Raw genomic sequence first — 18,848 nt, forward strand, 5'->3', positions numbered from 1 at the left:
CCCACGGTCAGTGACCTGCTGACCATTCATCCACCAATGTGATGCCAGCGTCAGGATCGTCCACGGCATTTTGCAACGCGGCCGTCTGGATCAGTGCTTCAGGCGCCCCGCCAGCGCTTGCGGGCGCCCACTCCATGCGATAAAGCTGGCCAATCAGGCTGACGGGCAGTCCGCTGACATCCATCATCCATTGCATGATCTGTTCGGCGACCGGATGCCCCTGCATGGCCCGGTGCAGCTCGGGCATGGCCACCAGCATGCCCGGATGGCACTGCCGCAGAAAACGCTCGAGCCCCGCACCTTTTTCGATAAAAGGCGAAAAAAGCAGGCACACCAGTTGTGCTTCGCTCAGGCCCAGGTTCTTTTGCGCCTCGGCCGCCGCTCGGGCGCGCTGCTCGCCCAGTGTCGCCGGATTGCCGAATACCTCGATGGCCTGCTCGCACAAACGCTCAGGCAAGCGCTTGCGGCGCATCATCACCAAGGCACGTTGCAGGTATTGCGCAATGCCGAACTCGTAATTACGACCCTGCACGAAGCACGCGTGCAGCCCCCGGACGTGGGCCGAGACCGACGGGCTGACGAATTCGTTGTCGCTGATCTGCGCGGACAGTTCGTCAGGCTGGAACCCGAGAAACTCAGTCAGCAATGGCCAACGCTCCTCCAGATTGCTGACCAGCAGGTCGTGAATGTCGATGCAGTCCGTACGACGACAGGTCTCAAAGCGCTCTTGCGGACGCCACGGGGCCTGGCCGAAATCCGCGTAAAACGCGTGATAACAGTCGCTGCCCAGTTCATCGAGCAATGCAAACAATCCCGCATAACCGGCCTCGCCCACTTGCGAAGGCTTGAGCCCTGCCTTGGTGGCGGCACGCTTCAATCCGTCGATGAACTGCTTCTGCTGTCGCGGCGTGTCACTGATGAGCAAAGCGTCGACACCACCGTCCCAGCGGGCTATTTGTCCGTAAAACTCTCCGGTGGCCAGATAACCGTCATCCCACAGGTCGAACCCGCCGCGCCACTCCCGGCGATGGCCGATCAGCAGCTGGTTCAGGCGGCTGGACTCGCGACCGGCGTCGGAGATCGGCGTCAGTTGGTTGAACGGCAAGACTTCCCGATCATCGACCATCAACACCTCGACCCGGGGATCGTCATGGACAAACAACGCACAGTTGGTCCGGTGCATGTTTTCCACGGCCGCGCAGCTTGTCCCGTTCAACCGTAACGAGGCGATGCGCAACTGGAATGTCGCCGGCGCCCGCGTGGCAATGGTCAACTGCGCAGCACGCAACAGTGCCAGGGTGTAGCAGTTGTCACGCGCCCCGGACTGGATCGCCAACACCTTGTAATCACCAATGTGCTCCATGCCCCCCGCCGCGACCGCCAGGCGCTGAATCAACAATTGCAATGCAGTGCGTTCGGCACGGGAGAAATAACCCAGCAATCGCTGCAGCACTTGTTGATAGACATGGTTCATCGCTTGGTCATGGATGCTGGTCATCTTTATTTACCTGATACTCGTAAGTTCAATATCGCGCAGACAGCAAATCCCGTTGGACTGTCTGTACGAATGGAGTCATGGACTTTATTGCCAAATGCTAACACTAGAATTTTCAGACAATCATTTGAAGTGAGCGCTGCACCCCCTCGGTTTAACCACGAAGGCGAGGCTGTACCACCCGGCGGGCAAGGGTTTGCTCGATTTAAACCGGAGTCCTAGGAAACGTCCGACAAAGTCCCACAGACACTTAATACAAGAAATAAGGAAAGAAGTTGTCGCTGTCTTTTTGGCAACTACACAACAACGAACTAGTTTGGAGATTTGCACCGATGGCGCACATTGAAAAATTTCAGCCTGACCACCAGCCATGACTCGTTCCTTGAGATGAAAGTAATCATTCAATTATCAGGGCTTAGTGGCTGATTAGAAGCTACAGATTACGAGCAAAAACCAGTTCAGTTGCTGGACAGGCCTGCGGATCGACGGGTTTCGGGGGCTGAAACGAAAGAGTCCGTGTGGGCACGGACTCTTGGATAGGCTGTTGGGATAGCTATTGGGTAAGTGTTACGCCGGTTCGACCTGGAGCGCGACCCTCTCGCGACACGGGCATTCGTCCATGTAGCGGTGTGCCTCGACAACCTCGGTAAACGGGAAGACCCGAGTCTTGAGCGGCAGCAGCACGCGGTCAGCGGTCAACTGGTTGATATCGCGCAAGGCACGCTGCAGTGCGACCTGGTCCTGGATGATGCCCAGCTCCGGCTTGCCGGTGAAGTTGCCGATGCAGTGCACGAAGAACTGAATGTTCTTCTGGAACGCTGCGCAAGCCGGGAATGGTGTCTGGTTGCCGCCTTGCAGGCCGTACAGCACGAGGCTGCCGCGAGGCGCCAACACATCGCCGAGCAACGACATCTGCGGACCGCCCAAACCATCGAACACCACGTCCACGCCGCGGTTGTCCGTAATTTTGTTGATCCGCATGAGCAGATCTTCTTCCTCGGTAACGATGACTTTTTCGGCACCCAGTGACAGCAGATACTCACGCTCTTCTGCTGACTTGGTTGCAGCAATCACTCGAACACCCAAGGCCTTGCCCAGTTGTACGAACGAAGGTCCGGCGCAATGACTGGCGTCGGTCACCAGGGCGAATTGCCCGGGCTTGACCCGTGCCAGGTCCGCATAAGCGAAATAGGCGACCAACAGCGGCGTGTAATGCACGCTGGCTTCGATCGGGGTGAGTACGTCCGGGTAACGGGTCAGCGACGAGCGCGGCAGTACAATCAGTTCGCCGTAGACCGGATAGTCGTTCGGGCTTTGGGCCGGGAAACTGGCGACCTTGTCACCTATCGCCAGGTCATCGACACCCTCACCGACAGCCGTGACGATACCGGCCATTTCCTGGCCAAGGCCGGAAGGCAGATGGGCGCGGGACGACGCCAGGTTCTGGCGCCAGAGCGTGTCATACCAACTGATGCCGATCGCTTCGACGCGCACCTGCACTTCGCCCGGTGCAGGCAGAGCCGCCGCATGCTCTTCGCATTTGAGCACCTCGGCTGGACCAAACTTGTGAAAACGAATCGTGCGGGACATCACAAACCTCGCCAATTGAACCTCTAATGCCTTGAACTCTAGCTGGGCTTTCAACCCAACACTATCTGTGGCTATTAATAGTCGACATGCCTGTCATTGATTCCGCAGCGGCAGCAACATCGTCAAATGTCGCAAGAAATTGAAGCCACCTTTGCAGGAAATCTGAATTACTCGGTGCAGAGTACCAGTCTTTCCCCGTAATATTCCTGCTGGCCATTGTTCTCATATGGCCGCCCACGTCAAGTTTGCTGACTCTGCCAGGACTCCAGATGAATCGTAATGACCTGCGTCGTGTCGACCTGAACCTGTTGATCGTTTTCGAAACATTGATGCACGAACGCAGCGTGACCCGCGCTGCGGAAAAGCTGTTCCTCGGCCAGCCAGCCATCAGTGCGGCGCTCTCGCGCCTGCGCGGGCTGTTCGATGATCCTTTGTTTGTGCGTACCGGCCGCAGCATGGAGCCGTCTGCCCGGGCGATCGAGATTTTCGCCCTGCTCTCTCCGGCACTGGATTCGATTTCCACGGCGGTCAGCCGTGCGGCCGAGTTCGATCCTGCCACAAGTACCGCCGTGTTCCGCATCGGCCTTTCGGACGATGTCGAGTTCGCCTTGCTGCCAATGCTGCTCAAGCGCCTGCGTGCCGAATCACCGGGGATTGTGCTGGTGATACGCAGGGTCAACTACATCCTGATGCCGGGTTTGCTGGCATCCGGCGAGATATCCATCGGTGTCAGCTACACCACCGACCTGCCGGCCAACGCCAAGCGCAAGGTACTGCGCCGCAGCCAGCCGAAGCTGTTGCGCGCCGACACCGTGCCGGGGCCGTTGAGCCTGGATGACTATTGCGCTCGCCCCCATGCACTGGTGTCGTTCGCCGGTGACCTCAGCGGCTTTATAGATGAAGAACTGGAAAAACTCGGGCGCAAACGGCATGTAGTGCTCGCGGTGCCGCAGTTCAATGGCTTGAGTACCTTGCTGGCCGGCACTGACATCGTCGCAACCGTGCCGGACTACACGGCCGAAGCGCTGACTGCCGCGGGCGGTGTGCGAGCTGAAGACCCGCCGTTGCCGGTGCGCAGTTTTGAACTGCATATGGCGTGGCGTGGGTCACAGGACAATGATCCGGGTGAGCGCTGGTTGCGTTCGCGGATTCAGATGTTCTTCGGGGACCCTGAGAGTCTCTAGGCGTCGTCGGGCAGGATGTTCATCTGATCATTTATGCCTTTTCATAGACCATGGAGATCCATTCACTTCCAGTGGATTGCTACATTGGGGGCATATTTGAGGGCATGCTTTGGATGGTTTGAAAAGGATGCCCCCAGCCTGAGGCCAAGCAGGCTATTGATGAGGATGGGTGGGCTGAGGGAGATATGAACCCTCGGCCCTACCCCGTATCAATGGCCGAGCCGTAGTGAGCGCACCACCCACCACGCTGGACAAATGCGTGCAAATGTAAAAAATTATGATGGCATAATGCCTCGACAACCTGCAAAATCCACACGTTTCCAACGGATTTGAAGGAGCGGTTCCGATGACATGGCCAGTCACGCTGAAACTCGACAGCGCAGCCTACCCGCTCAGCGTGGTGCAACGCGCCGCTTATTCCCTGGCCGACACTGTCGCGATCCAGGTCGGTATTGAAACCAATCAGATAAGCCTCACGGCCCACCCCGCTGAAGCAAGGCTAACGCTTTCCCCGGAGCAGGCTCACTCGCTGATCCTCCAGCATCTGAACGACTTCGCCCTACGCGACCATATCAACCGCGAAACAGCAGGGCTGCGCGAAGTCCTGGCCCGAGCCGCGCTCGCTGGATGTGGGATTTCCCAGTGACACTGATTGCGACAGACGCCAAGCACTACCGCTTGCTGCCTTTTCGATTCATGCGCATGAACACGGGACATGACCGTGACATCCTGCTCACCTCCGATACCGGTGAGTACATGCACGTGAACGACGCGCAATTACGAGCCCTCAGTTACTTCGACGTTCAAGCAAGTACGCCTTTTTACAAGGACCTGCTGGCCCGCCACTTCATCTACGAACCAGGCCGCCACGACCCGTTCCCGGAAATGGCCGCGCAGTATCGCAGCCGCAAGGACTTCCTCTTCCAGGGTCCTGCACTGCACTTGTTCGTGGTTACATTGCGCTGCAACCACACCTGCCAGTACTGCCAGGTGTCACGGGCCCCTCTGGGAGGATCCGGCCACGATCTGTCGGAAGCGGATGCACAGGCGGCGGTCGATCGCCTGTTCGAATCGAACGCTCCCGCCCTGACTGTGGAGTTTCAGGGTGGCGAGCCGCTTCTGGCCTTCGAGCGCGTCCGCCAGATTGTCGAATGGGTCGTTGAACGGAACGTGGTCGAACAACGGGATATCCAGTTCGTCATCACCACCACGCTGCACCACCTGACGGAGGAAATACTCGACTTCGCAGAACAAAATCGCATCCAGTTTTCGACCTCGCTCGATGGGCCGGCGCCCTTGCACAATGCCAACCGCCCTACCCCGTCACGAGACTCCTACGAACGCACTGTAAAAGGCATCCAGTGGGTCCGTGAGCGCCTTGACCATGATGCAGTTTCCGCGCTGACCACGCTGACTTCAAGAAGCCTCGAACAACCTGAAGCGATCATCGATGAGTATGTAAGCCAGGGCTTCTCCAGCATCTCGCTTCGGCCTCTAAGCCCTTATGGGTTTGCCACCAAGAGTGCCCATCGACTTGATTACCCTATTGAGCGATACCTGGCCTTCTACAAGAAGGCACTGGCCTATTTGCTGCATATCAACCAACAGGGCGTATACCTCTCAGAGAGTTATACGAGCCTGTTGCTGAAGAATATCCTGACACCCTTCTCCTCCGGCTATGTAGACCTGCGCTCCCCTGCTGGCGCAGGCACTGCTGCGCTGGTTTACAACTATGACGGTTACGTCTATCCCTCGGACGAAGCCCGAATGTTGCTGGAGATGGGTGAAGACGGCTTGAGGCTCGGCACCGTGCAGCAACCCTTGTCGGAATTACTCGCATCGCCCGTTATGAATGCGTTGCTCGCCAGTGGTGTAGCAGAGGCGCTGCCGGGCTGCTCCGACTGCGCACTTGTCCCGTACTGTGGTGCTGACCCCGTCGAACACTATGCCCGCCAAGCTGACCCGATCGGACACCGAGTGTTCAGCAGCTTCTGCAAGAAGAACATGGGGCTGCTGAAGCATCTTTTCGGCCTGCTTTGCGATGGCGACGACAACGTGCAGAGGGTGCTGCTGTCTTGGTTGAACAGGCGCTCTTACAACGATGTCCGGTTCCCGGGTTACAGGGGCTGATGGCGATGCTGCGCAAAGATACCCACTTCGAAATCCATCACCTGAATGAGCCGAAACTGCTCAAGGTCATCACTCTGGATGAGTTCATCGGACAAGGCCTGGCTGTTTGTGCCGGAAGCGCTGAGTTCGGTGACCTGCTGCTTTGGCTGCCAAACGATGAACGCCTACGGAGCCCGCATCTGCTCTCATTACCAGTGGGTGGATTCCTGATCCCGGAGCCATTGATCGGCGACTTCGACAGCGCGCGGCCACACCTGCACACCCCCAAAGATGCGAATGTCGTGCAGCCCGGCGATGTCATTGCCATCACACCAGGCAACGCGTTGGTGCGAGTGCTCTATCGACGAGGCTCAGACAGCAACCTGCTGTTCATGACCGATCGTTGCAACAGCCTCTGCCTGATGTGCTCGCAGCCGCCCAAAGATATCGATGACCGTTGGCACATCGAGGAGAACCTACGACTGATCGACCTGATGGACCCGGGCGAGGAAAATCTGGGAATCAGCGGCGGAGAACCAACGCTTTATCGCGACGGCCTGCTCGAAATCCTGGCCAAGTGCAAAGCCGTTTTACCGCAGAAGTCCATTCATGTGCTCAGCAACGGGCGTCTGTTCCAAGACCCGAGCTGGATCGCAGCGCTCTCTGCCATCGGCCACCCTCAGTTGAGCTGGGGCATCCCGCTGTATGCCGACAATGCCGAAGACCATGACCATGTGGTGCAGGCTCCAGGCGCGTTCAGTGAAACCCTGCAAGGTCTTTACAACCTGGCGCGCGCCAACCAGATCATCGAGATACGCGTGGTGCTCAATCGCCTGACCACGCCACGCTTGCCCGAACTCGCCCACTACGTATTCAGGAACCTGCCCTTCGTGCGGCATGTTGCGCTGATGGGTATCGAAAGTACCGGCCTGGCCAGGAAGAACTACGAAGAACTGTGGGTTGACCCGCTGGACTATCAAGAGTCGTTGAGCCAGGCCGTGTATTTCCTGTTCAACCGCGGAGTGCCGGTTTCGATCTACAACTTGCCCCTGTGCCTGATCCCGGCCCACCTCTCGCGTTTCGCCCGCCAGAGCATCTCGGACTGGAAGAACCTGTTCATCGATACCTGCCAGCAATGCGCTGCCGTCAAACATTGCTCTGGCTTCTTCAGATCCCACACCGACCGCTGGCAGAGCCGCGGCGTACAACTACTATCGACCGAGGCCTTTAGCGCCTATGCAAGGAGTGCACAGTGAAATTGCTCGACCGCTGGAAAGTCCTGATCAGTGGGATCAGCTTGCTGCCTATGGCAGGTACCACCCTGGCACAGGCGGGCCATCTGTCGCTCGCCGATGCGAACTGGCAACCCAACGACAAGCTACAGCCCCCGGTATTTGCCGATACGCTTAATGCGTCAGACACCGTCAACATCTATGCGGCACATCGCTCGCACAGTTCGCACCGATCCCACAGTTCGCACAGTTCTCACTACAGCGGCTCGGGTGGCTATAGCGCACCCCGCTACTACAGCCCACCCGCTACCAGCACCCGAAGCTACAGCGCGCCGAGTGCTTCGAGCAGCACCTCAAGCAGCAACAGCCTTTATCAGTCGTCTGGCACTACCAGCGGGACAAGTTCGAGCACTTCAAAGAGCCGCGCGACCAATGAGCAGAAAAGCAACCTGGTCACCCGTGTGCAGACCGCGCTGATGGTGCGCCAGTATTACCAAGGCACCATTGATGGGGTGATGGGCAAGGCGACACGTGGTGCGTTGATGGCCTTTCAGATGGACAGTGGGCTGACCGTGAATGGCCGGATGGATACGCCATCGCTGAATGCGTTGGGTATCAAGATTCCATAAATCGCTTCAGGTTAAAGCTAGCGTCCGTTCAGCAACGAAGGAAATTATCCCATGCAGCACATCATTCAAGTCGACAACACTCTCTGGGCATTGATCAGCCGCCTGCAAGGCAAGGAACTGCAAACACCGTCGCGTAGCGCCCGTTTCCGAATCACGACTGTTGATGCAAATCGCGTTGTGATTGAGACCGGATCGGAAGACTCGCAGTTGGCGCTGACTCGAGCAGCTTTCCAGCAAACGTTGGACTACCTCGCCGGTAACAGTCATTTCGGCCAAGCACAAGCTGTGGAAATCAGCTCCAACCATACGTACGAAAAAGCCGGCCCACTTTGCCAGGCGGCTCGTTACAGAGCAGAAGGCAAGCCGGGCCGTACCAATATCACTTACATTCTGCCGATTCTGGAGCAGTGCCAGGCAGTCGGCATCCGATCCACCACCCCAAACAGCACTTGGCTGCTGCCCTGAGCCGCTCCTGATATCTTTACAAGGGCGCCAACATGTACGCCAAAATGGACACCTTCCGCCCCAGCAGTGCCGCCTCGTTCGATGAACCCTGCAAGGTTACGATCGACATCGAGTTTATCACCGTCTCCTATGACGACGCGGGGCAGACCTGGCAATACCGAGGCCAGGCAAAAGGCCTGGGGCATTACGAACTGCAAGCAGAAGGTTTCGACGGCAGAGCAACGCTGCACCGCTTCGAAAGCTCGAATGTGCTGGAAGGCATTTGGGTAGAAGACGGCGTACGCGGGATGTGGCGAATTGTCTGTCAAGCCGATTGATTCGCCAGTCGTACCCACAGAAATAAGCTGAACTCGTGGTGGTTTGATGGGCCGCCACGGGGTCATCCATCAAGGCGACCAAGCATTGCTATCCGCCTGGATTTTAGAAGCACTGAAAAGAAGTTCAAGGATGAAAATGATAGCTCTGAAAGCAAAACTGCTCGCCAAATTCCAGCAATATTCCGTATCCCAACGGTTCTACCTCGCCTCGGTAATTACGTACCTCATCACGATTGCAGCTTCCCTATACACGGGCATATCCGCGCTTACCATCGGGACGACGGCCGCGGCTGCATTGATAATCTGCGGATTCGTTGCCTGGTGCATCCCTTTCGCCCGCTGGCTCCATACCGCATGGGATAAGCCATTCGCCAAAACGCCCATCATAATCATGCATCTGCTTGCACTACTGATGTCGACAGCATGCGCGCGTTTCGCGGTTGCCGAGACTTTAGGGCTGCCCCCTCAAAGCTTTGATTTGACAGTCGGTTTTCTCGCGTTGCTGTTCTACATTCCATCGTGGCTGCTTGTGGTGGCAATACTCTTTGGTCTGACAGCAGTGCTGATCATGGTCATCGCGATGATCAGCCTGCCATTCGAAGCAGCCTGGCAACATATGACCCGCTTGGCCGCGCTCCTCGGCTTTCAGGCTAAATTCAAGCAATCGCGCAGTATGATCATGTTCCATGGTGCAGGGGCACTGATCATTAGCGTGCTATTTGCCATGAGCTACGGCTACCTTACCGACAACTTCAGCCCGGCCTTCAAGGCCGTGACCAAAGTCATTGCACTACGAAGTGATTTCCACAAGACTCCAAACTATCCCGACGTGCGGACTGGAGAATATGTGCATCCGTTGGAGAATGGCTTTATCGCTTACGCCCGCGAACAAGAAGACAAAAGTGTCATCATTGGCGTTCGTTTACAGCCTGCCGAGAATTACGATGTCGTCGTGTCGACTATTCCGCCTCTCAAAGTTGCAATGACAACCATGGCAGAACACGTCAAGCAATCCCCTGCGCTAATTTGGCTGCTCAGCAGCGCTGCTTCAGAGATTAAGTCTGACGCGATGCTGCGTTAGACCTCGTTGCCGAGCCAGCAAGACGGCAGCTTGAGAGATCAGTGGATGAGTCAAGGTCGCATCAGTGGCTCTCCACCGATCCATTTTTTACAGGGTCATAGAAGAGCTTGAGCGGCGGAATCTGCTTTATCCAGCCCTGAATCTCCAAAACCCAAAAAACCGCCCGCTACAGATAAATGGCTTCAAAAAGACAGTGGAGGAAAGGCTTTGATCTGGTATGGACTACCGGGTGAGTCATGACAAGTGTTGAAGCTCGCAAAAGCCTCGACACTCGTCACTGTTCAAACCTGGATCATTCTTTATAGAGCATTCGAGCCTGAATCCATTCGAGGGCCACACTTTTCAACCATCCAGGTGCTGCTTCAGCATCGCCCAGGCTTCGTCGGTGATACGGTAGTTCTTGTCGGCCTCAAGCACGATCACACCCTCGTTGCACAGGCGTTTAAGCACTTCGCGCACACTGACAAATGTCATCCCGGCAGACAGTGACACCAGATAGGCATACACCCCACGGACACCGACGGCACGCCCATCCAAAGTGGCGGCAACCAGCGCATTGAGGACCTTGATGCGGATCAGACTGGTGCGCAGTCCATAGAAACGAAGCAATTCACGAATGTGTTCATTCGAGCTGCGATTGCATACGAACGCCAGCTGATTGGTCGCTGTGTGAAACGGTGAAGGTGCGCTTACAGTCGCTGAGCCTGAGTTGTTCAACATGCGAAACTCCCTTTTCGAAATGTTCAGGGGTTGCTACGTCAGCCGTAGCAACCCTTCCCGTCTTCGTCAGAAGTCGACGGTGGCCGACAGCTGCAAGGTCCGCGGATAACCCGGGGAGAATGCGCCGTACGAAGCAACGCCCGACCAGTACTCACGATCAAACACGTTCTGCACGGTGGCGCGGAACGTCGTCGGCCGGCCTTCGATCTTGGTGGCATAACGCGCGCCGGCATCGAAGCGGGTCCAGGCATCCAGCTCCTGCGTATTAGCCTGATTGACGAATTGGCTGTCGGTGTAAATGGCACCACCGGTCAGAGTGAAGCCTTCAAGCCATGGTGTATCCCATTCGGCCCAGAGGTTGGCTTGCACGTCCGGCACACCCACCGGTTTGTTGCCGCGGTTGGCCGCTGTCGCCGAATCGGTCAACTCACCGTCAAGCACGGTCACGCCACCCATCAAGCGCGTGCCCGGCGCGACTTCGCCGAACATGCTCAACTCGATGCCGCGATTGCGTTGTTCGGCCTGGATCGAGAACACGTTGCCGGCGCCGATTTCACCACTCGGTTTCTCGATCTGGAACAACGCCAGCGTGGTCATGAACGTACCGTACTCATATTTGACGCCGAGTTCATGCTGCTTCGATTTGTACGGGGCGAACGTCTCACCGGCGTTGGCCGCCGTGCCTGGTGCGATGTCTCCCTTGCTCAAACCTTCAACATAATTGTAATAGAGCGAGACATCCTCCCAAGGCTTGACCACCACTGCGAACAGTGGAGTCGTGGCACTTTCGCTGTATTTCGAGCTGACCGAACCTGCGGCGTTGTAGTTGCGTGATTCGATGTCCTGGCGACGCACACCGAGGGTCAACTGAAAGCGGTCATCGAGCATGGACAGCGTGTCAGTCAACGCGACGCCGGACAGCTCCGATTCGGAAACGCGCAGCACCTTCGGCGAGTTGATGAATTGCCTGGGCACATCGATCGGGTGGTAAATGTTCGAACGGATTTCGGTACCGTTGTTGATCCCTCGGGACAGTTCATCCTGGTACCGGGTCGCCATCAGCGTGGTCGTGTGAGTGATCGGCCCTGTAGCGAACACGCCGCGGATGCCGACATCGGCTGTCGAACGATCGACGTTGAATTTGTAGTAACCCGGAATGTTACTGGTATCGCCGGCCTCATTGAGGATTCTCGGCACTTGGTCAGACAAACGCTTGACGTCCGATTTGCCGCCACCGGCGTGGGCAAACACGGTAACCGTATCAGTCAGGTCATATTCGCCTCCCAGCAAGGCCGACTGCTCTTTGGTATCCGACCAGCCCCAGTCCTGCGGCAGGTTGGTGCGTCCATTCGGCGCGGACGGGACATCTACCCCCGGTGCGATGGTGAATGGCCGCGAGGCTGCGTCGAAGCTTTCTTTCTGACTGATGTAATCAAGGTTCAAGCGCAAGCGCTCGCCACGATAATCGAGGGCAATGGCGCCGACACCCACGTCTCGATGCTGATCATCAATGGCCGTATCGCCGCCCTGCAGGTTGCCGTTGAAGCGCACGCCAAACTGATTTTCCTCGCCGAAGCGACGACTGAGATCCAGATGACCGCCGACCTGAGAGTCCGAGGCGTAACTGCCGGTAAAACGGGTCAGGTCTTCGTCCAGTGGACGCTTGGGAACGATGTTGATTACGCCACCGACGCCACTGTTGGGCGAGATGCCGTACATCATCGCGCCCGGCCCCTTGAGCACTTCAACACGCTCGGCGTACTCGGTGAACACCCGGTAGTTCGGCGCTACGCCGTACACGCCGTCGAACGCCAATTCACCGAGGTTGCCTTCACCGATCGGGAAGCCACGGATGAAAAACGAGTCGACGATGCCGCCTGTCTGACCGGTGGAGCGCACCGAAGGATCACGTTGCAGCGCATCGGCCACGGTCACGGTTTGCAGGTCGGCCAAGGTCTTGGCGGTGTAACTGGTGACACTGAACGGGGTGTCCATCACGTCCTTGTTGCCCAACATGCCCAACCGGGCACCGCGCGCAACCTGGCCGCCGGCGAACACTTCCGGCAATGCGGTCGGGCCGTTGTAACGGGCATTGATGTTGGTGGTGCCGAGAGTCAGCGCATCCATGCTGTCGTCGGTCGGCGTCGCGGCTGGAATGTTCGAGGTCTTGTCGGCGGCAACGTCTTGTTGCTCGGGGCTCGCGGCCCAGGCGTTGGCGCTTCCTGCGACCAAAACAAAATTCAGCATGGTGGTACGAATGGCGAGTGTTAACACGCGCTCACCGCTAGTACGACTGACAACAGGCATGACGTGAGGATCCTTTTCAACAAGGGAAAATGGTTATCACTCCTATTGCCAGTCGATCTGCGAAAAAGTATCACCCTCAGTAAAGTTTCTTTGATTTTGCCAGGCCAAGGCTAGGCATACAGGCGTTGCAGCGGTATCGCGACCACCGGCAACGCGGGGTCAAACGCGTGCCGGGTGGTCTTGTACGGAAAGATCTCGCCGCGGGCGATCGCGGTGAAAATTCGCGCCACTTCGAACACCTGCCCAGTCTGCCAATGCCGCACGCACACCCGCGGATCGGTGTAATCGAGCTGGATGCACGGCACTCGCTTCAAGCCCAGCTGCAACGCCGCGTTGAACCGGTGATTGCCGTCCATCACGATGCCTTGCGAGCGCTCGACGATGATCGGCTCCAGCCAATGCCCGGCCCGGATAATCGACTCGCGCAGCATCGCCACGTTGACCGGGTCCACCTGCTCGGACTGCAGCACTTCGCACAGCGGCCGCAGCGTAATCTGATATTCGTGTTCCATGGTTGATCTCCTGATTCGCCGGGGATTCAGCAGGCATCGGCGCGGGCAATTGGCGTGTACTGGCTGGCCACATCGAGCAGGCGCTGGGCGTGTTCGATCAGCGGCAAGTCGACCATCTCGCCATCCACTTGCACCGCATGACTGCCCGTAGCCACCGCCCTCATCACCCGGTCGGCCCACGCCAATTGGCGCGAATCCGGCAGGAAAGCGCGCTGCACCGAGAGCAGTTGCGAGGGGTGGATGCACAACTTGGCGCCGAATCCCAGCGAGCGTGCGTAATGTGAGTCCTTGGTGACAACCGCCAGATCGCTGATCGCCGGCGTGACACCGTCGATCGGTGCCGGCAAATTCGCCGTGCGCGAAGCCAGCACAATGCGGTTGCGGGCGAAGAGAAACGCCTCGGGAGTCTGGCTGCAGTTGATATCGAGCGAGAAATCCAGCGAGCCGAACGCCAGGCGCGCCAGGCCCGGAATCACCGCAATCGACTCGACCTGTTGCAGGCCCTTGGCAGTCTCGATGATCGCGATAATCTTCAGCTCCGGCTGCCACTCGAGCAGGCGTTCGACCACCCGCGCCAGGGTCTCGGGGCATTCGGCCTTGGGCAGAAAGATTCCGCTGCACCGCTCGGGATAGCGCATGTCGCTGAGCCAGGTCAGGTCCTGGCGAAACAGCGGGCTGCTGACGCTGTTCAGGCGGATGAAACGCTCGCAGGAAACCTTTGGCGTGCTCTCCTGCCACGCCCAGATGGCGGCGCGGGCTGCGGCTTTGCTGTCTGGGTGAACGGCATCCTCAAGGTCGAGAATGATCGCGTCCGGCCCCGCTTCGACGGCTTTGGAAAACCGCTCGGGTCGGTTGCCCGGCACGAACAGGTAGCTGATCGCGAGTGGGGTTTTGCTGCTGAGTCGATCGGATTGCATGATGTTGCTCCTTGGCGTGAACCAGTCGTGATTTCTGAAAATTTCCAGGCCCCGCCGGCGGCGGATTTCCGTGCCTGCCCGGGGCGTCTCGCAACAGCCCTTAACGCCTTATTGATCAAGGTATTAAGGGTTTTTTTATGTCGGGACGAACGCGTACTTGAGCGTGTAAATACACGCTCATGAATTCGCCCTGCGTAGGTCTTCATTCAAAAATATTTGAAAACCTTACTTGATAATCGTTCGCGTTCGCAATATGGTTCACGCCGTCAAGAGGAACTATCCTCGTTTCAGAGCCAGCGATCAGTATCACGGGAAGTACATGTCAGTGATGTCATTTGAATATCAGTTACTGGTCATCTACAGAGGACTGGCCATCAACTAGCGGCCAACCAGAACATCCGTACAAACCTTATGGAATGGGGTTCTCATGCAATTGTTTTGCGAGCCATTTATTACGATCGGCCATACGGATTCATCTTCAGATTTCGCCTGGCATCCGCCTCCAGGGTGTTTAAAGTCTCGTATCTGACGAGTAAAAAAGACTACATCTTTCGATAACGATCAGTTATCGACACATCAATGGCGAGGTTATTTTCGACGCCAGGGGTTAACTATGCTTGCAACCAATAAATCACCTGTTGAAAAGCGAAATAACGTCCATCAGCCGGACATGCTAAAACCGCTGATCGACCCCGTTATTTATACGCTTATCAATAACTTCCCAAGCATACTTATTGACTTGGTCAAACAACATGGGTCGCCGTTGAATCTGGTTTGGCCCCATGCTTTTGAAGTGAACACGAAGGCCCTGCAGGCCGTGTTGAAACAGTACAACGTGACTCACGCCATCTTCTACGGCGCCAAGGCCAACAAGTCCCAGAGCATGCTGAGCGCTGCGGCAAACTCGGGTATCGGCGTCGATGTGTCGAGCATCCACGAACTGGAAGCCGCGTTGCAGGCCGGTACGCCGGCAGCAAAAATCTGCGCCACGGGACCGGCAAAAACAGCCATGTTTCATCAGGCGCTGGTCAGTGCGGGCTCACTGATTTGCGTGGACTCGCTGGAGGAATTCGAACACCTCAAAATCGTGATCGAATCGCGACCTGCCCTCACCAAAGCCAGACTTTTACTGCGTTACAGGCCGAAAAGCTGCCCGAAAAGCCGATTTGGAATGGGCTCGGAAGACTTGCTTGAATGCCTTCAACGGCTGACCAGGCAATCTGCGATTTTTCACTTCGAGGGTTTCCATTTCCATCTGGGCGGCTATGGATTTGAATCCCGCGCGCAGGCGTTCCGTGAGGTAACGGCGTTTGTCGAAGCAGCTCAGGAAATGGGTTTGAATCCGCTGATGATCGACATTGGTGGAGGCCTGCCGATTCGTTATGTCGAGCCACAGGCCTACGGTCTTTTTTTGCAAGACGAGAACAAGCCCAGCCACTATTACAACCAGTCAGTCCCTGACTCTTATTATCCTTATGGCAGTGACCTGACGGCACCGCAATGGTTGACGCTATTGCTCGAAGCCGATCATTCGCCGGGACTGTCCATTGCCAATTACCTGAAGCTTCAGAATATAACGCTGGCATTGGAACCCGGCCGAAGCCTGGTAGATCAAGCAGCTATTTCATTGTTTCGCGTCACCCGCACGAAAAAACTTGCCGACAATAAAACCGTCATCTTTGTTGAAGGCAGTAGCTTCAGCGCCTGTGAAACCTGGTTTTCTTCTGAATACCTGGTAGATCCAATACTGATCAGCACAAAAGAACTCCCATGCACCCCGACCCAAGCTTATATCGCAGGCCACAGTTGCCTGGACGATGATGTGATTACGCATCGGCTTATCAACTTCGGCACTGCACCCCAAACAGGTGACTTATTGATTTATGTCAATACCGCCGGTTATCAGATGGACTTGCTGGAGAACGAGTTTCATCGCCATCCCCTGCCCCGGCGGTTGACGGCGACCTGTTGTACGGAAGGTAACTATGCGTTTTCACCTGACTACTAAAGGTAATAATTGAAATGATATTGAATAAAGTTTCGGATCTTATTGGTAACACTCCAATGTTGGGCATTGATGTTCCGGATACCAACGCACGTTTGTTGCTGAAGATTGAAAAGAACAACCCCGGCGGCAGCATCAAAGATCGCATGGCACGCAATATGGTGCTGGCTGCGCTCAAGTCCGGTCGCCTGAAACCCGGCGGTGTGGTCGTCGAATCGTCCTCCGGCAACACCGGGATTGGTCTGGCCATGGCAGCGGTCGAGTTTGGTTTGCACTTCATTGCCGTGGTCGATCACCACGCAGCGCAAGACAAGATCGCGGTGATGAAGGCGCTGGGCGCCGACATTCGATTCGTCAAAGGCACCTATCGCGAAGATGAAGTTGCGGTGGTCGAGCGTCAGCGACTCGCGGCGGAACTGGCGAGCGAGATTCCTGGCGCCGTGTTCATGAATCAATCCGACAACGCGGCCAACGCTGGTGGCTACAGTGATTTCGTCCGCGAAACCATCGCTCAGGCTGAAGGCGCTATCGGTGCCTACGTCGGTTGTGTCGGCACCGGTGGTTCGATGACCGGTATCGCTCGTGGCTTGAAACTGCACAACCCCGGCACCGTGACAGTCGCAGTGGAACCGGCCGGCTCGATCGTCTTCGGCCATCCCGGCTATCCCTACTACCAATCAGGCACTGGCACTCCGGCCGGTGACACTGTCGGCCTGGTGCTCGACTACAGCTGCATCGATCTGGGCGTGCAAGTCACCGACTCACAGGCTTTCGAAAGCGCCCGCTACATCGCCCGCAACCTCGCGCTGCTGGTGGGTGGCTCGACCGGTGGCGCAATTTTCAAGGCACTGGAACTGATCCACAAAGGCGTGTTGACCGGCAACGTGGTCGTGCCGATCGCCGACGGCGGCGAAAAGTACCTGCACACGGTGTTCGACGATAAATGGCTGCAAGAGCGTGATCTGCTTGATCCGAATGTCGCGCCGCAACTGGACGCCTGGCTGGGCAAGACCCAATGGCTGGAATCCGTTTCCGCGCCGCTGCAACTGAGCGTCGCATGACCCACCCATCACCAAGGAACGCCTCTCGATGAATCTGTTGAAAGTCGCCATCTGTGGTGGCGGCAGGACCGGCCATCTCAACGCCATCCTGTTTAAACAGCTGCCCAATGTTCAGGTTTCGATGCTCACCGGCAATCCGCAGGTCATCGAACAGCACGCGCGTCAGACGCCGATGCAGGCATTGTTGCCCGATGGCTCGACGATGAGCGCCCGACTGGATCGCGTGACCACCGATGCCAAGACTGCCGTTGAAGATGCCGACATCGTCATCATCACTGTCCCCGCCCATGCCCGGCCGCAAACCTTGCAAGCCATTGCACCGCACCTGAGCGCCAGCAAACCGGTGTACGTCGGCGCGATTCCGGGTTTCTGCGGTTTCGACTGGCTGGCCGAAGCCACCCTGGCCGATCGCCCCAACCTGGTGATCTGGGGGATGAAGGATGTCCCGCATACTGCGTTTGAGCTGACACCGGGGCGGTCGATCAAAATGGGCGGCGGCAAAAGCCAATTGTATGTGGCGACCCACGCTCGAGAATCGCAGAAATCGCGCCAGCAGCTGCAGGACATCCTCACCACCTTGTACGGGCCATGCGTGACGATGCTCGACAATTACCTGGAAATCACCCTGACACCGGGCAATCCAATCATGCACAGCTCGGTGATCTACGGGCTGATCGGCCCCTACGGCCAATGGCATCGCAAGATTTTCCCGCAACGCATGTGCTGGTGGACCGAGTGCCCGGAACTGGGCGCCTACTTCCTCGAACGCATGGATCAGGAAAGCCAGGACTTGTGTGCGGTCATCAGCCAGCGCATGGGCATCGACCTGTCCTCGGTCAAATCCCTGAAACAGGAAATCGTCGAGGCCTACGGTGACCAGATCCGCGACCAGAGCAGCATGCTTTCGATTCTGCGCACCAACCAGGCCTACAACGACATCCTCGCGCCGATGGTGCCGGCCGGCGACAACCGCGCCGGCTACGTGATCGAACGCGAGAGCCGCGCCTTCAATGAAGACGTCGCCTATGGCCTGGTCTTGCTGGTGGAAATGGCCAGGCGCTTCGAGCTGAAGGTGCCCTACATCGAAGAAGTCTTGCAGTGGAGCGTTGCCTACATGCAAGGCCTGCGCGATTCGGCACTCGACTACTTCCCAAGCCACTGGCCACGCACGGCAAACGCCGCCGCTTGATCTCTTTGTTTAATTTTCGACGAGCAGACCGCTGA

The 18,848-nt window shown here is 57.1% G+C and carries 17 protein-coding genes; 11 read left to right on the forward strand and 6 right to left on the reverse strand.

The window, feature by feature from the left end:
- Positions 1-7: 7 nt before the first annotated feature.
- On the reverse strand, positions 8-1,498 hold the full coding sequence (locus ACEN8Z_RS17070) for a hypothetical protein (RefSeq protein WP_495594986.1): 1,491 nt from the start codon (positions 1,496-1,498) through the stop codon (positions 8-10).
- Between the two features lie 564 nt (positions 1,499-2,062).
- On the reverse strand, positions 2,063-3,085 hold the full coding sequence (locus tag ACEN8Z_RS17075) for a zinc-dependent alcohol dehydrogenase family protein (protein WP_008002059.1): 1,023 nt from the start codon (positions 3,083-3,085) through the stop codon (positions 2,063-2,065).
- 269 nt (positions 3,086-3,354) lie between these two features.
- Between ACEN8Z_RS17075 and ACEN8Z_RS17080 the strand changes: the two genes are divergently transcribed.
- The 8 genes from ACEN8Z_RS17080 (at position 3,355) to ACEN8Z_RS17115 (ending at position 10,102) form a co-directional block, all read left to right on the forward strand.
- On the forward strand, positions 3,355-4,269 hold the full coding sequence (locus ACEN8Z_RS17080) for a LysR family transcriptional regulator (RefSeq protein WP_495594987.1): 915 nt from the start codon (positions 3,355-3,357) through the stop codon (positions 4,267-4,269).
- 346 nt (positions 4,270-4,615) lie between these two features.
- Entirely contained in the window at positions 4,616-4,915 is a 300-nt protein-coding gene (gene hxsD / locus ACEN8Z_RS17085; protein WP_495594988.1) for a His-Xaa-Ser system protein HxsD, read from the forward strand.
- Entirely contained in the window at positions 4,912-6,399 is a 1,488-nt protein-coding gene (gene hxsB, locus ACEN8Z_RS17090) for a His-Xaa-Ser system radical SAM maturase HxsB (RefSeq protein ID WP_495594989.1), read from the forward strand. The genes hxsD and hxsB overlap by 4 nt, the downstream gene beginning before the upstream one ends.
- Positions 6,399-7,634, forward strand: a complete 1,236-nt coding sequence (gene hxsC, locus ACEN8Z_RS17095) for a His-Xaa-Ser system radical SAM maturase HxsC (protein ID WP_495594990.1) — start codon at positions 6,399-6,401, stop codon at positions 7,632-7,634. The genes hxsB and hxsC overlap by 1 nt, the downstream gene beginning before the upstream one ends.
- Entirely contained in the window at positions 7,631-8,239 is a 609-nt protein-coding gene (gene hxsA, locus ACEN8Z_RS17100; protein WP_274109359.1) for a His-Xaa-Ser repeat protein HxsA, read from the forward strand. The genes hxsC and hxsA overlap by 4 nt, the downstream gene beginning before the upstream one ends.
- A 51-nt stretch (positions 8,240-8,290) precedes the next feature.
- A complete protein-coding gene (locus ACEN8Z_RS17105; RefSeq protein WP_495594991.1) occupies positions 8,291-8,704 on the forward strand; it encodes a hypothetical protein in 414 nt (137 codons plus the stop codon).
- 32 nt (positions 8,705-8,736) lie between these two features.
- Positions 8,737-9,021: a hypothetical protein gene (locus tag ACEN8Z_RS17110; RefSeq protein WP_495594992.1), complete on the forward strand. Its 285-nt coding sequence runs from the start codon at positions 8,737-8,739 to the stop codon at positions 9,019-9,021.
- Between the two features lie 46 nt (positions 9,022-9,067).
- On the forward strand, positions 9,068-10,102 hold the full coding sequence (locus ACEN8Z_RS17115) for a hypothetical protein (RefSeq protein WP_495594993.1): 1,035 nt from the start codon (positions 9,068-9,070) through the stop codon (positions 10,100-10,102).
- Positions 10,103-10,444: 342 nt separating this feature from the next.
- Here ACEN8Z_RS17115 and ACEN8Z_RS17120 read toward each other — a convergent pair whose 3' ends face one another.
- The 4 genes from ACEN8Z_RS17120 to ACEN8Z_RS17135 form a co-directional block, all read right to left on the reverse strand.
- Positions 10,445-10,822 carry a fe2+ zn2+ uptake regulation protein gene (locus ACEN8Z_RS17120; protein ID WP_495594994.1) on the reverse strand — a complete coding sequence of 126 codons (378 nt, stop codon included), beginning with the start codon at positions 10,820-10,822 and terminating at the stop codon, positions 10,445-10,447.
- 66 nt (positions 10,823-10,888) lie between these two features.
- Positions 10,889-13,129 (reverse strand): TonB-dependent receptor, encoded by a 2,241-nt coding sequence (locus ACEN8Z_RS17125; protein ID WP_495594995.1) that lies wholly within the window; start codon positions 13,127-13,129, stop codon positions 10,889-10,891.
- Between the two features lie 110 nt (positions 13,130-13,239).
- On the reverse strand, positions 13,240-13,641 hold the full coding sequence (locus ACEN8Z_RS17130) for a ParB N-terminal domain-containing protein (protein ID WP_116260804.1): 402 nt from the start codon (positions 13,639-13,641) through the stop codon (positions 13,240-13,242).
- Positions 13,642-13,667: 26 nt separating this feature from the next.
- Positions 13,668-14,558 (reverse strand): HpcH/HpaI aldolase/citrate lyase family protein, encoded by an 891-nt coding sequence (locus ACEN8Z_RS17135; RefSeq protein WP_495594996.1) that lies wholly within the window; start codon positions 14,556-14,558, stop codon positions 13,668-13,670.
- A gap of 613 nt (positions 14,559-15,171) precedes the next feature.
- Here ACEN8Z_RS17135 and ACEN8Z_RS17140 point away from each other — a divergent pair.
- The 3 genes from ACEN8Z_RS17140 to ACEN8Z_RS17150 are packed head-to-tail and all read left to right on the forward strand — an operon-like array spanning position 15,172 to position 18,813.
- Complete coding sequence (locus tag ACEN8Z_RS17140) at positions 15,172-16,566, forward strand: Y4yA family PLP-dependent enzyme (protein ID WP_495594997.1); 1,395 nt, start codon at positions 15,172-15,174, stop codon at positions 16,564-16,566.
- Positions 16,567-16,580: 14 nt separating this feature from the next.
- A complete protein-coding gene (locus ACEN8Z_RS17145; RefSeq protein WP_442097558.1) occupies positions 16,581-17,624 on the forward strand; it encodes a PLP-dependent cysteine synthase family protein in 1,044 nt (347 codons plus the stop codon).
- A 28-nt stretch (positions 17,625-17,652) separates the two neighbouring features.
- On the forward strand, positions 17,653-18,813 hold the full coding sequence (locus ACEN8Z_RS17150) for an NAD/NADP octopine/nopaline dehydrogenase family protein (RefSeq protein WP_495594998.1): 1,161 nt from the start codon (positions 17,653-17,655) through the stop codon (positions 18,811-18,813).
- Positions 18,814-18,848: the final 35 nt, after the last annotated feature.

Source organism: Pseudomonas sp. Pseusp10, from assembly GCF_059492225.1.